Here is a 12010-nt window from a genome sequence, read left to right on the forward strand (position 1 = left end):
GCGCATGTCACAGTTCTTCATCAGGCGCCCCATCTTTGCGTGGGTGATCGCCATCGTCATCATGCTGGCCGGTTATCTGGCGATTCGTTCGCTACCGATCAACCAGTATCCGAACATCGCGGCGCCCGCGGTGTCGATCACGGTCAGCTACCCGGGTGCGTCGGCGCAGACGGTTCAGGACACGGTCGTCCAGCCGATCGAGCAGCAGCTCAACGGCCTCGACGGCCTGCGTTACATGTCGTCGGAAAGTAACGCCGACGGCAGCATGACGATCGTCGCGACGTTCGACCAGGGCACCAACCCCGATATCGCGCAGGTCCAGGTGCAGAACAAGCTGTCGCTCGCGACGCCGCTTCTGCCCCAGGAAGTGCAGCAGCAGGGGATTCGCGTCGTCAAGTACCAGATCAACTTCATGATGGTCGCGGCGCTCGTTTCCGAAGACGGGAAGATGTCGAGCGGCGACCTCGGCAACTATCTGGCGTCGAACCTCCAGGATCCGATCCTGCGGACGAAAGGGGTGGGCGACTACCTGCTGATGGGTTCGCAGTACGGGATGCGGATCTGGCTCGACCCGGCGAAGCTCGACAGCTATTCGCTCACGCCGCTCGATGTCACGAACGCGATCCGGTCGCAGAACGTCCAGGTCTCGTCGGGCCAGCTCGGCGGCCTGCCGACGCGGCGCGGCGTGGAACTGAGCGCGACCGTGATCGGGAAGGTGCGCCTGCGTACCGCCGACGAGTTCAAGCAGATCCTGCTCAAGGTGAATGCCGACGGTTCGCAGGTCAAGCTCGGCGACGTCGCGACCGTGAGCCTCGGGCCGGAGAACTACTCGATCTCGAGTATGTACGACGGCAAGCCGTCCGCCGGTATCGCACTGCGTCTGGCGACCGGCGCGAACCTGCTCCAGACGGTGGAATCCGTCAAGAAGCTGCTCAAGGAACAGGAAGCGCTGTTGCCGCCGGGCGTGAAGATCGTCATTCCGTACGACACGTCGCCGGTCGTTCACGCGTCGATTCACGAAGTGGTCAAGACGCTGATCGAAGGCATCATCCTCGTGTTCCTGGTGATGTACCTGTTCCTGCAGAACATCCGCGCGACGCTGATTCCGACGCTGGCGGTTCCGGTCGTGCTGCTGGGGACGTTCGGCGTGCTCTCCGCGTTCGGCTTCACGATCAACACGCTCACCATGTTCGGCATGGTGCTGGCGATCGGCCTGCTGGTCGACGATGCGATCGTCGTGGTGGAGAACGTCGAGCGCGTGATGACCGAGGAAGGGCTGAGCGCGCGGGAAGCGACCAGCAAGTCGATGGGGCAGATCCAGGGCGCGCTGGTCGGCATCGCGATGGTGCTGTCGGCCGTGTTCCTGCCGATGGCGTTCTTCGGCGGGTCGACGGGCGTGATCTATCGCCAGTTCTCGATCACGATCGTGTCGGCGATGGCGCTGTCGGTGCTGGTTGCACTGGTGTTCACGCCGGCGTTGTGCGCGACGATGCTCAAGCCGGGCGATGCCGATCATCACGTGAAGAAGGGCTTCTTCGGGTGGTTCAACCGGACGTTCGACCGCGGTACCGACCGCTACGAAGGTGCGGTCGCAGCGATCCTGCGCAAGAAGGGGCGCTACATCGTCATCTACCTGCTGATCGTGGTCGGCATGGGCTTCCTGTTCACGCGCATTCCGACGGCTTTCCTGCCGGACGAAGACCAGGGGACGCTGTTCGTCCAGATCCAGATGCCGGGCAATGCATCGGCGGAACGGACCGAAGACGCGTTGACCAAGGTACGCGACTACCTGCTGAAGGACGAGGCGGATGTCGTCGAGTCGGTCTACACCGTGAACGGCTTCAACTTCGCGGGGCGTGGGCAGAACTCGGCGCTGGCATTCGTCTCGCTCAAGCCGTGGGAAAAGCGCAAGGGCAGCGATACGAGCGTGTTCGGCCTGGCGCAGCGCGCTGGCGGGGCTTTTGCAAAGATCAAGGACGGCATCGTGATTCCGATCGTGCCGCCCGCGATCATGGAAATGGGCAACTCGCAGGGCTTCGACGTGTACCTCCAGGACCGGAACGGTCAAGGTCACGAGGCGCTGATGGCGGCACGCGACCAGTTCCTGAAGCTCGCGCATGACAACCCGCTGCTGGCCAACGTCCGCCCGAACGGCATGAACGACGAGCCGCAGTTCCACATCGATATCGACGACGAGAAGGCGCGTGCGCTGCAGGTCAGCATCGCCGACATCAACGATACGATGACGGCCGCCTGGGGTTCCCAGTACGTGAACGACTTCGTCGATCGCGGCCGGGTGAAGAAGGTGTACGTCCAGGGCGTGCCTGATGCGCGCGTGGGTCCGGAGGATCTGTACAAATGGTATCTGCGCAACAGCAATGGCCAGATGGTGCCGTTCTCGGCGGTGGCGTCGGGGCACTGGGAATACGGTTCGCCGAAGCTCGAGCGTTACAACGGCATTCCGGCCGTCGAACTGCAGGGCCAGCCGAAAGCCGGCCACAGCTCGGGCGAAGCGATGCAGGAGATCGAGAAGATCGCGGCGCAGTTGCCGAACGGATTCGGGCTGGCGGTCACGGGGCTGTCCTATGAGGAACAGTTGTCGGGTTCGCAGGCGCCGGCGCTGTATGCGCTGTCGATCCTGATCGTGTTCCTCTGTCTTGCCGCGCTGTACGAGAGCTGGTCGGTGCCGTTCTCGGTGCTGATGGTCGTGCCGCTCGGCGTGATCGGCGCCGTGGTCGCCACGCTGGCGCGCGGCCTGACGAACGACGTGTTCTTCCAGGTGGGCCTGCTGACGACGGTCGGCCTGTCGGCGAAGAACGCGATCCTGATCGTCGAGTTCGCGAAGGAGCTGTACGAAAAAGAAGGCATGTCGTTGATGCAGGCGGCCGTTCAGGCGGCACGGCTGCGGCTGCGCCCGATCATCATGACGTCGATGGCGTTCGTGCTCGGTGTGCTGCCGCTCGCGATCTCGAACGGCGCCGGCTCGGGCAGCCAGCACTCCGTTGGCACCGGGGTGGTCGGCGGGATGATGACTGCGACGTTCCTGGCCGTGTTCTACGTGCCGCTGTTCTATGTGCTGGTGACGGGCCTGTTCTCGCGCGGCAAGACAGGCAAGGCCGACAAGGCCGACGACATCGACAAGGTTGACGAGGTGACCGCATGAAGATCCTGAAACTCGCGGTGTTGCCCGCGGCGCTGCTGATGGCGAGCTGCACGATGATCCCAACCTATCATCGTCCCGACCCGTCGGTCGCCGCGCAATACGCGGCCACTGCACCGGACACCGCCGGCAAGCCGTCGGCCGCGGAACTCGGCTGGCTCGACTTCTACACCGACCCGCACCTGCAGACGCTGATCGGCATGGCGCTGGAAAACAACCGCGACCTGCGCGTGGCCGTGCTGAACATCGAAGCGGCGCGCGCGCAGTACCGGATCCAGCGGGCGGACCTGCTGCCGACGCTGTCGGCCAGCGCGTCCGGGTCGATTCAGCGGCTGCCGTCCGACCTGTCGACGACGGGCCAAGCCGGCGTCACGCGCTCCTACAACGTCGGGGGCGTCGCGTCGTACGAGCTGGACCTGTTCGGCAAGATCCGCAGCCTGACGGAGCAGGCGATGCAGACCTATCTGGCGACCGAGGCCACGCGCCAGGCCACCCAGATCAGCCTGATCGCCGAGGTGGCCACCGCGTGGCTGACGCTGCAGGCCGACCAGGACATCCGGTCGCTGACGGCCGACACGCTCGCCAGCCAGCGGGCGTCGCTGAAGATCGTCGATTCGGGGTACCGGAACGGCACGTCGTCGCTGCTCGATCTGCGTCAGGCCGAGACGACCGTCCGTGCCGCGGAAGCGAATCTCGCGCAGTACGACCGGCAGGTGCGGACCGACATCAACGCGCTGACGCTGCTGGTCGGCGCGCCGCTCGACGACGCGCTGCTGTCGCGCGAATCGTTGGCGGCGGTTCGGCTCGACGAGGATCTGCCGGCCGGGCTTCCGTCGGATCTGCTCGCGCGGCGGCCGGACATCATGGCGGCCGAGCATCAGCTGATGGCGGCCAACGCGAACATCGGCGCCGCCCGCGCCGCGTTCTTCCCGAGCATTTCGCTGACGGCCAGCGGCGGCACGGCCAGTGCGTCGCTGCGCAACCTGTTCGATCCCGGCAGCGCGGCGTGGTCGTTCGGGCCGACGATCAGCGTGCCGATCTTCGACTACGGGCGCAACAGCGCGAACCTGGCGGTCTCGAAGGTCAATCGCGACATCGAAGTCGCAACGTACCAGAAGGCGGTCCAGACGGCGTTTCGCGAAGTCTCCGATGCGCTCGACGGGCGTGCGACCTGGGGCCAGCAGGAAACGGCCCAGCGCCTGCTGGTCGATGCGAGCCAGTCGGCATACCGGTTGTCCGACGTACGCTATCGCGAGGGTGTCGACGGCTACGTGAACGTGCTCGTCAACCAGCGGTCGCTGTACGACGCGCAGCAGAATCTGGTCAAGGTTCGGCTGGCGCGGATGACGAACACGGTCGATCTCTACCGCGCATTGGGCGGCGGCTGGCAGGACCGGACCGTGAAAGCCGACGTGCCGACCGGGCAAGCCGCGCATCCGCCGGGTTGATCCGTGCGCTGACGTAAAGCAGGACACCGTAACGGGCCCGGCCCGTTCGGTGATTCAGGAGGCGTGCCCCGACACCCGGGGCTCGCAATCGCATGCCCTTGCCGGGCTGCTGCGATGTGACAGGCGAGCCATCCCGATGCGGATGGACGTTCGGAAAGCTTATGGTGAAACGAACCCGTGAACAGGCACAGGCGACACGGGCCATCATCGTCGAGTCGGCGCAGGGCGTGTTCTTCGATCATGGCTTCGCGCATGCGTCGCTCGAGGAAATCGCCCGCCGCGCCGGCGTCACGCGCGGGGCCGTGTACTGGCACTTCGAAAGCAAGCTCGACGTGCTCGATGCCATCTTCGCCGATGCGGCGATCCCGCTGGATCCCTTTCTGATTCCGCCGCGTCAGGATGCGGCGCATGCGCTCGATGCGCTGATCGATTCACTCGGCGCGTGCTGGCGGGCGGCAACCCGGTCGAAGCTGTCCCGTCGCCTGTACACGCTGTCCTACACGCGTTGCGAGAGCGCGGGTGAAACGGCCGCGTTCTGCGAGCGGGTTCGTCAGGCCGCGTGCCATGCCGAACAGCGCATCGAAGCCTGCGTGCGTCGTGCGATAGCGGCCGGACAGTTGGCGAGCGAGCATGAACCGGCGGTGATCGCCAGCGTGGTTCACGCGACGTTGAGCGGATTGCTGCGCCGGGAGTTGACGCGGCCAGGACGTCGCAATCCGGACATGGCTGACATTACCGAAATCGTCCGGACCCTGATTCAAGGATGAATGCGCCAGCCGCTCGGCGAACGGTGTTGTGCCGGGGTCCGCGCGTGCTGCCATGAATCCCGTACCGGAAGAACTTGAAATCGAGAAAGAAGGGTGCCGTGAAGTGGTGCAGGAGAGGTCTGGTTCGGATTCCAGACAACGGGAAATGAGCAGCCGGGGTATGTCCATCGTGCACCTGCTGTCGGCTGCCGAATCGTTGCTGTCCAGATGCGTCGACCGGCAGGTCGAGCGGGCGCTCGGCATTACGACGTCGCAGGCGTCGCTCTTGCACGCACTCGATGGCGGGGAACCATTGACGGCCGGCGAGCTGTCCGATGCGTGTGGCATTGCCGGTAGCGCGGTGACGCGCCTGGTGGACCGGCTGGAGGCGCTGTCTCTCGTGACGCGAACGCAGAACGACGATGACCGCCGTATCGTCCACGTGTCGCTCACGCGGGACGGGCGCCGGATCGCGACTGCGTGGCGCGACGTGCAATCCGAGATTCAGCGCGAGTGGCGCGCCTTCGCGAACGACGACGAGCTTCGGAAGATGGGTAATTTGCTGTCGCGCATGCTCGTCAATGCGGCGCGACGCGATGCGAGCGGATGAACGTCGTGGCCGGTTTTTTCTTGCGAACTGAAGGCTGCCTTCGCTGATGTTTCCCAAGTGCCGAACGGGACAGGCGCGCCTGCTCCCGGATCGGCCCTCCGACATCGACGCCGCTCATCGCGATCGATTCGCGGCAGCAGGCGCTCGAGATCGCGAACTTGCACGGAGCTTCGACGGGGGCACGCCGAACCATCGTATCGACGAATGGGTGAGGACCGACTGATCGGAAAACCCCAGCAAGCTCGTCAGTTGGGCCAGCGGGATGGTCGTCTGCTGCAGGTAGCGCAATGCGATTTCCTGCCGGACCTCATCCCGGACCCCCTCGAAAGTCGCGCCTTCGTCGGCCAGTTTGCGCTGCATGGTGCGTGGATGCACGAACAGCAGCTCGGCAATCGCCGATTTGCTTCCGCCGGTCGCGCCGAGCGTGCAATGCAGCGCCCGTCGCACGCGCTCGACCATCGACAATCCGGGGTCGCCGTAGTGCCGCTGCAGATACTCCAGCGCGATGTGCTTCAGCGACGCATTGACGTTCTCCAGCCGGCTGCCGAGGGTTTGCGGCGACACGTGCAAACCGGCGTGCTCCTGCTCCGTATAGATGCGCGCAGGCCCGAAAAAACGCGCATAGGCGCCGGGGTCGGCACTGTTCCCGTACGGGAACGCCACCGCAAGCAGCCGATAGTTGTCCGCCGCGAAGGACCGCACCAGATGGTGCATCCTGCCGAGGCACTGATCGAGCGCTTGCCGGGACACGGGCGCGCGAGGAACCAGCAACTCGAGACGGATCTCCGCCGCATCCTGGACCAGCGTGCTCGGTTCGATCACGGAAAGCTGCGCGGCCGGGCTGTGCACGTACAGATAGCGGGACGCCGTCGTCATGGCCTCGCGGACATTGGCGGAATGCTGGATGGCCATCGCGAGCGGGCCGAGGATGTCGATGTCCTGGCGGGCGGCCAGCTGCAGTCCGAGGTCGGGCCGGTGCGCGGCGGCGGCGCTGTCTTCCATCAGTTGCATCACCGACAGAATCGAAACCGTCGCGTCGTCCGCTTCGCCAAGGTCGGCCGGAAGCTTGTGCTTGCGCAGCAGCGGCAACGGATCGACCCCGAGCGTCGTCATGAGCTCGCGGTAGCCCTTCATGCCTGTCGAACGAATGATTGCGGTCATGTCTCGCAATATAAAAACATTGTCTCGTGAGATCAAGAGAAAATCTGGCGGCTGCGTACCATGACCTCATTCAAACCAGACACACGGAGTGTCCGTCATGCGTACCGCCATTCATCAATCCATGGGCCAGCCCGAGCAGGTGCTCGAGATTCGCAACGTCGCGCGTCCGGCGCCGCAAGCCGGCGAGGTGCTGTTGCAGATGATCCTGGCGCCCATCCACAACCACGACCTGATGCAGATTTCCGGCACCTATGGCATCAAGCCGGAATTGCCGGCGCGTGCCGGCACGGAGGCGGTGGGGCGCGTGCTGGCCGTGGGCGAGGGCGTGACCCATCTGCAAGTCGGCCAGCGCGTGTCGGTGTCGGGTGCGTTCGGCACCTGGGCCGATGCGTTCGTGGCGCCGGCCGGCCAGGTGCTGCCGGTACCCGACGGCATCAGCGACGAACTCGCGGCGCAGTTGCTGATCATGCCGACGAGCGCCATGGTGGTGCTGGACGACCTGGGCGTGCAAAGCGGCCAATGGATGATGCTGAATGCCGCGGCGGGCGCCGTGGGCAAGAATGTGGCGCTGCTGGCCGCCGCGCGGAATATTCGCGTCATTGCCCTGGTCAATCAGGACGCGCAGGTCGAAGAACTCAGGAAGCTCGGGGTGGACGTGGTGGAAAACACCACCGTCGACGGCTGGCAGGCGCGTATCAAGGTCGCGCTGAACGGCGAGCCGCTGCTCCATGCGCTGGATTCGGTGGCCGGCAGCCTGTCCGGGCAAATGCTCCACGTGATGGACGACAACGCGACGCTGGTGGTATTCGGTGCGTTGAGCAATCAGCCGTTGAACATCGACTTCCAGGACGTGCTGTTCAAGCAGGCGACGGTGCGAGGCTTCTGGGGATTGCGCAAGGTCGAGAAGCTGAGCGACGCGTACCGGGCCCGGATGGTGGCCGAGATCCTCGCGATCGCGCAGCGCAACGGCTTCAATCTGCCCGTCGCGGCGGTTTACGACCTGGGTGATGTAGCCATGGCATCAGGTATCCGAAGCAGTGCCGGGAAGGTGCTGCTGCGCGGTGGTAATAGTGAATCCTGAACCCGGTTCGGGGTTCCTGCACGATGGAGCAGCAATCATGAAGATCGATATCTGGTCGGACGTTATTTGCCCGTTTTGCTATATCGGCAAACGCAAGCTGGAAGCGGCGCTGGAGCAGACCGGCATCGCGGCGCAAATCGAGTGGCACAGCTTCGAGCTGAACCCTTCCGCGCCCCGGTCGTATGCCATGCCGCTGCCGGACGTGATGAATCGTCTGTACGGCATCGACCGCCAGCGCGCGCTGGCCATCCTGAATCATGAGGAGCAGGAGGCGCGCCGCATGGGGCTGGATTTCCAGTGGCGCATCGCGAGGCCCGGCAATACGTTCGATGCGCATCGCCTGATCCACCTCGCCAGGCACGACGGAATCGGCGGTCAGGTCAAGGAGCGCTTTCTGCGCGCGTATTTCACCGAGGGGCAGGATATCGGTGACCGGCAGGTGCTGCGTTCGCTGGCGCTCGAGGCGGGGTTGGTGGCCGGCGACGTGGATGCGGTGCTGGGCACCGACCGCTTCGCCGACGAGGTGCGCGCCGATGAGCAGCAAGCGGTTGAACTGGGGATTCGTGGCGTGCCTTACTTCGTGATCAACGGGCAGGCGTCGGTGTCGGGCGCGCGTGATGTCGCGGATTTCGTGCGCGTGTTGAGCGAACAGGCGGCGATTGCGGCGGCCGCCACGCAGGAGACCGGGCCGGCCCCGGCATCGGATGATGCCGGGATCTGCAAGGACGGCTTTTGCGAGGTCCGCAAATGAACGCATCGCTTCCGGCCGACGGGCGCGTCGCGCCCGCGCCGGAGGACTTCCCGTTCCTCGGGGTCTGGGCGCTCGAACCGGGACGCTCGGTATACGAGTTCGGGATGCCTCCACTGGACGGCACCTACACCGTCGCGCTGGATGACGACGGCTGGCTGGCCATCACGTCGCGGTGGCGCAGTGCCGCGGGGCGTACGCGGGAGATCCGCTTCGCCGGAAAGCTGGGCGGTGGACGGTTTCCTTACTCCAGCACCGGCGCCGCCGACGAACTCGGTTTCGAGTTCGAGCCGCCCGGCCTGTTGCGGTCGTCGGCATTCAAGAACAATGAAAAGGTGCATTGGGCCGAGCGCCGGCTGGATGGCAGTGGCGTCCGGATGACGATCTCGGTGTTCGGCCGATTTTCCGACGGGCGCGTTTATCAGAACACGGACGTCTATCGCCGTGTCGTCGGCAGTGCCTCGTAAGCGCATGAGCAACGAGGTCGTGCAAGTTGCCGCCCTGGCTTGAGCGGCAACCGGCTCGCGGACGGGAGAGGGCGCGCTGCGGCGCCGGTATCCCGGTGCGCGCGCGAAATCGCCGCCGACGCATTGCCGTTGCGCCGAACGCGACCTGGCGTGCGTCCTGCCGGCATGCGACCTCGGTTACGGTGCGCGGGATGACCAAGGCAGGCTCGCGCGAAAGCCATTCGTAATATTTTCGCCGCTGTGCGTGATTTGGCCGGCGTTGCTCACGCCGGCATGCACCATCCCCGATCAGGGGAATCCATGCTCTCAAACTACCCGAACGGGTAGCTGCCACCTGTCCCCCCCAAACCTACACTCCTTTCCAGAAACAACGCGACAGAACGGTGGCGATACCGCCGGGTCGTGACTCACGCGCCAAAACTGGTGCGCGACGTGATTTGTTTCGTTGTGCTTTCGATTGACGCATTCGCGTCGACGGCAATCCTGTCGATCAATGTGCACGGTTGGCCGGACTCCACCCTGCGCCGACCGGGCCCGGGCAAGCCGCGGCCTCCGGTCTGACGGGCATGCGCGTCAGCGAAGCACCGACATCCAACAAACAGAGACTAGAACAGGAGACATCCCCGATGACGACCATCCCGTCCGGTAAACGTTTCGCGTCCGCTGCCGGCATCCTGCTGGCCGCCGCCGCTTTGCCCGCGCATGCGCAAAGCAGTGTCACGCTGTACGGCGTCGTCGACGCCGGCATCCTCTATACGAGCAAGGCGATCGATCCGAAGACCGGTCTGAATGCCGGGCATCAGGTCTCGATGATCACCGGCGGGATGACGCCGTCGTTGTTCGGCCTGAAAGGCACCGAGGATCTCGGCGGCGGCGTGAAGGCGCTCTTCACGCTCGAAAGCGGCATCGACGTGTCGAACGGCGGCTATGCGGATTCGAACGGCAACCTGTTCGGCCGGCAGGCGTGGGTGGGGATCGAGAGCACCTACGGCACCGTGAAGGCGGGCGTCCAGTTCTCGCCGTTCGTGCTGTCGTTGATCGCCACCGACGCGCGCAGCGTGTCGTACTTCGGCAGCGGCGTGCCGATCTATGTCGGCGGCGTGCTCGTGACCGGGATCTTCAACGCGAACGCGATTTCGTACACGAGCCCGGTGGTGGCGGGCTTCCAGGGCAGCGCGATGCTTGCGCTCGGCGGCACGGCCGGCGATTTCCAGGCGGGCCGGCAGTATTCGGCGAGCCTCAACTACACCTACGGGCCGTTGCTCGTCAGCGCCGCGATGTACAACGGCAATGCGGGCGGCACGGCCGCATCGACGCCGGTGCCGAGCACGGTGCCGTTTACCGGGCGCACGCTCGGCGCGAGCTATCAGTACGACGCGCTCACGGTGAGAGCCGCGTACGTCAATTACAAGATCGCGGGCTCGTTCGACAGCCGCGTCTACGGCGGCGGTGCCGCCTATCAGTTCACGCCGGTCGTGAGCGCGGATGCCGGCGTCTGGTACACGAGCGACGGCAACGATACGAACAATCACTCGATCATGGCGGCCGCAGGGCTGACGTACAGCCTGTCGAAGGCGACGTTGCTGTACGGGCAGCTTGGCTATGTGAACAACCACGGCAAGATGAACACGGGTCTGTCGACGAACGGCGCGCTGTACGGCGCGAACGGGTCGACGTTCGGCACCGTGCTCGGCGTGCGCCACCTGTTCTGACGATGCGGTTCCCAGGGTTCGACAGGAGGGCAGCATGCAGATCGAGTTAGGGTTCGAGCAACGCCACGTGTTCGTCTTCGGCGGCACGACCGGCATCAACTTCGGCATCGCGCAAGCATTCGCGCGATGCGGCGCGGCCGTCAGCGTGGCGAGCCGCAAGCGCGAGAACGTCGACGCGGCCGTGCAGACGCTGCGCATGACGCATGCGTCGGTGTACGGCGCATGCGCCGACGTCCGCGATTTCGACGCGGTGGGCACCGCGCTCGGCGACGCGGCGCGCGAATTCGGCCCGATCGACGTGCTGATATCGGGCGCGGCGGGCAATTTCCTGTGCGACGCGAATGCGATGTCGGCGAACGGATTCCGCACGGTCATCGATATCGACCTGATCGGCTCGTTCAACGTGATGCGGCAGGCCTATCCGCATCTGCGCAAGCCGGGCGCATCGATCATCAGCATCACCGCGCCGCAGGCGACGGTGCCGATGCGCCATCAGGCACATGCCTCCGCGGCGAAAGCCGGCATCGACCAGCTCACGCGCGTGCTCGCGCTGGAATGGGGCGCCGACGGCGTGCGCGTCAACGCGATCTCGCCGGGCCCGATCGACGGCACGGAAGGATTTCGCAAGCTGATCGCCCGTACGGACGACGAACTCGCGCTGGCCGAGTCGGCCGTGCCGCTGCGCCGGTTCGGCACGACCGACGACATTGCGAATCTCGCGCTGTTTCTCGCGTCGCCGTATGCGTCGTACGTGTCCGGCGCGGTGATTCCGTGCGACGGCGGCGGCGCGATCGACAGTGTGAAGCCGGCGATCGAGCGGGCGGGCGCGAACGCGTCGGCCGGCGCCTGACGCGCGCGACCGATACGGGCAATCCAT

At 65.3% G+C, this 12010-nt stretch carries 10 protein-coding genes; 9 read left to right on the plus strand and 1 reads right to left on the minus strand.

Features of this window, described 5'->3' with window-relative positions; translation table 11 throughout:
• Positions 1 to 4: 4 nt before the first annotated feature.
• From G3N61_RS13040 to G3N61_RS13055, 4 genes are all read left to right on the plus strand, one after another.
• Entirely contained in the window at positions 5 to 3163 is a 3159-nt protein-coding gene (locus G3N61_RS13040) for an efflux RND transporter permease subunit (protein ID WP_043177220.1), read from the plus strand.
• Complete coding sequence (locus G3N61_RS13045) at positions 3160 to 4608, plus strand: efflux transporter outer membrane subunit (RefSeq protein ID WP_205822618.1); 1449 nt, start codon at positions 3160 to 3162, stop codon at positions 4606 to 4608. Before G3N61_RS13040 ends, G3N61_RS13045 begins: the two co-directional genes overlap by 4 nt.
• A gap of 92 nt (positions 4609 to 4700) precedes the next feature.
• Entirely contained in the window at positions 4701 to 5375 is a 675-nt protein-coding gene (locus tag G3N61_RS13050; protein WP_205822619.1) for a TetR family transcriptional regulator, read from the plus strand.
• A 52-nt stretch (positions 5376 to 5427) separates the two neighbouring features.
• Positions 5428 to 5964: a MarR family winged helix-turn-helix transcriptional regulator gene (locus G3N61_RS13055; protein ID WP_143331120.1), complete on the plus strand. Its 537-nt coding sequence runs from the start codon at positions 5428 to 5430 to the stop codon at positions 5962 to 5964.
• Between the two features lie 114 nt (positions 5965 to 6078).
• Here G3N61_RS13055 and G3N61_RS13060 read toward each other — a convergent pair whose 3' ends face one another.
• Positions 6079 to 7125: an AraC family transcriptional regulator gene (locus tag G3N61_RS13060; RefSeq protein ID WP_205822620.1), complete on the minus strand. Its 1047-nt coding sequence runs from the start codon at positions 7123 to 7125 to the stop codon at positions 6079 to 6081.
• Between the two features lie 97 nt (positions 7126 to 7222).
• Between G3N61_RS13060 and G3N61_RS13065 the strand changes: the two genes are divergently transcribed.
• The 5 genes from G3N61_RS13065 to G3N61_RS13085 all read left to right on the plus strand — a co-directional run bounded on the left by G3N61_RS13065 (position 7223) and on the right by G3N61_RS13085 (position 11983).
• A complete protein-coding gene (locus G3N61_RS13065; protein WP_205822621.1) occupies positions 7223 to 8206 on the plus strand; it encodes a zinc-binding dehydrogenase in 984 nt (327 codons plus the stop codon).
• 37 nt (positions 8207 to 8243) lie between these two features.
• A complete protein-coding gene (locus G3N61_RS13070; protein ID WP_205822622.1) occupies positions 8244 to 8957 on the plus strand; it encodes a DsbA family oxidoreductase in 714 nt (237 codons plus the stop codon).
• Positions 8954 to 9421 (plus strand): hypothetical protein, encoded by a 468-nt coding sequence (locus G3N61_RS13075; protein ID WP_205822623.1) that lies wholly within the window; start codon positions 8954 to 8956, stop codon positions 9419 to 9421. Before G3N61_RS13070 ends, G3N61_RS13075 begins: the two co-directional genes overlap by 4 nt.
• A gap of 626 nt (positions 9422 to 10047) precedes the next feature.
• Positions 10048 to 11133 carry a porin gene (locus G3N61_RS13080; RefSeq protein WP_051889637.1) on the plus strand — a complete coding sequence of 362 codons (1086 nt, stop codon included), beginning with the start codon at positions 10048 to 10050 and terminating at the stop codon, positions 11131 to 11133.
• 34 nt (positions 11134 to 11167) lie between these two features.
• A complete protein-coding gene (locus tag G3N61_RS13085) occupies positions 11168 to 11983 on the plus strand; it encodes an SDR family oxidoreductase (protein ID WP_205822624.1) in 816 nt (271 codons plus the stop codon).
• Positions 11984 to 12010: the final 27 nt, after the last annotated feature.

The organism is Burkholderia sp. Ac-20349, assembly GCF_017104865.1.
Classification (GTDB): Bacteria; Pseudomonadota; Gammaproteobacteria; order Burkholderiales; family Burkholderiaceae; genus Burkholderia; species Burkholderia aenigmatica.

What these genes read in the sequence shown, in the direction of transcription:
- G3N61_RS13040 (WP_043177220.1), top strand. Translation starts at nt 5, where the DNA reads ATGTCACAGTTCTTCATCAGGCGCCCCATCTTTGCGTGGGTGATCGCC.
- G3N61_RS13045 (WP_205822618.1), top strand. Translation starts at nt 3,160, where the DNA reads ATGAAGATCCTGAAACTCGCGGTGTTGCCCGCGGCGCTGCTGATGGCG.
- G3N61_RS13050 (WP_205822619.1), top strand. Translation starts at nt 4,701, where the DNA reads ATGCCCTTGCCGGGCTGCTGCGATGTGACAGGCGAGCCATCCCGATGC.
- G3N61_RS13055 (WP_143331120.1), top strand. Translation starts at nt 5,428, where the DNA reads ATGAATCCCGTACCGGAAGAACTTGAAATCGAGAAAGAAGGGTGCCGT.
- G3N61_RS13060 (WP_205822620.1), bottom strand. Translation starts at nt 7,125, where the DNA reads ATGACCGCAATCATTCGTTCGACAGGCATGAAGGGCTACCGCGAGCTC.
- G3N61_RS13065 (WP_205822621.1), top strand. Translation starts at nt 7,223, where the DNA reads ATGCGTACCGCCATTCATCAATCCATGGGCCAGCCCGAGCAGGTGCTC.
- G3N61_RS13070 (WP_205822622.1), top strand. Translation starts at nt 8,244, where the DNA reads ATGAAGATCGATATCTGGTCGGACGTTATTTGCCCGTTTTGCTATATC.
- G3N61_RS13075 (WP_205822623.1), top strand. Translation starts at nt 8,954, where the DNA reads ATGAACGCATCGCTTCCGGCCGACGGGCGCGTCGCGCCCGCGCCGGAG.
- G3N61_RS13080 (WP_051889637.1), top strand. Translation starts at nt 10,048, where the DNA reads ATGACGACCATCCCGTCCGGTAAACGTTTCGCGTCCGCTGCCGGCATC.
- G3N61_RS13085 (WP_205822624.1), top strand. Translation starts at nt 11,168, where the DNA reads ATGCAGATCGAGTTAGGGTTCGAGCAACGCCACGTGTTCGTCTTCGGC.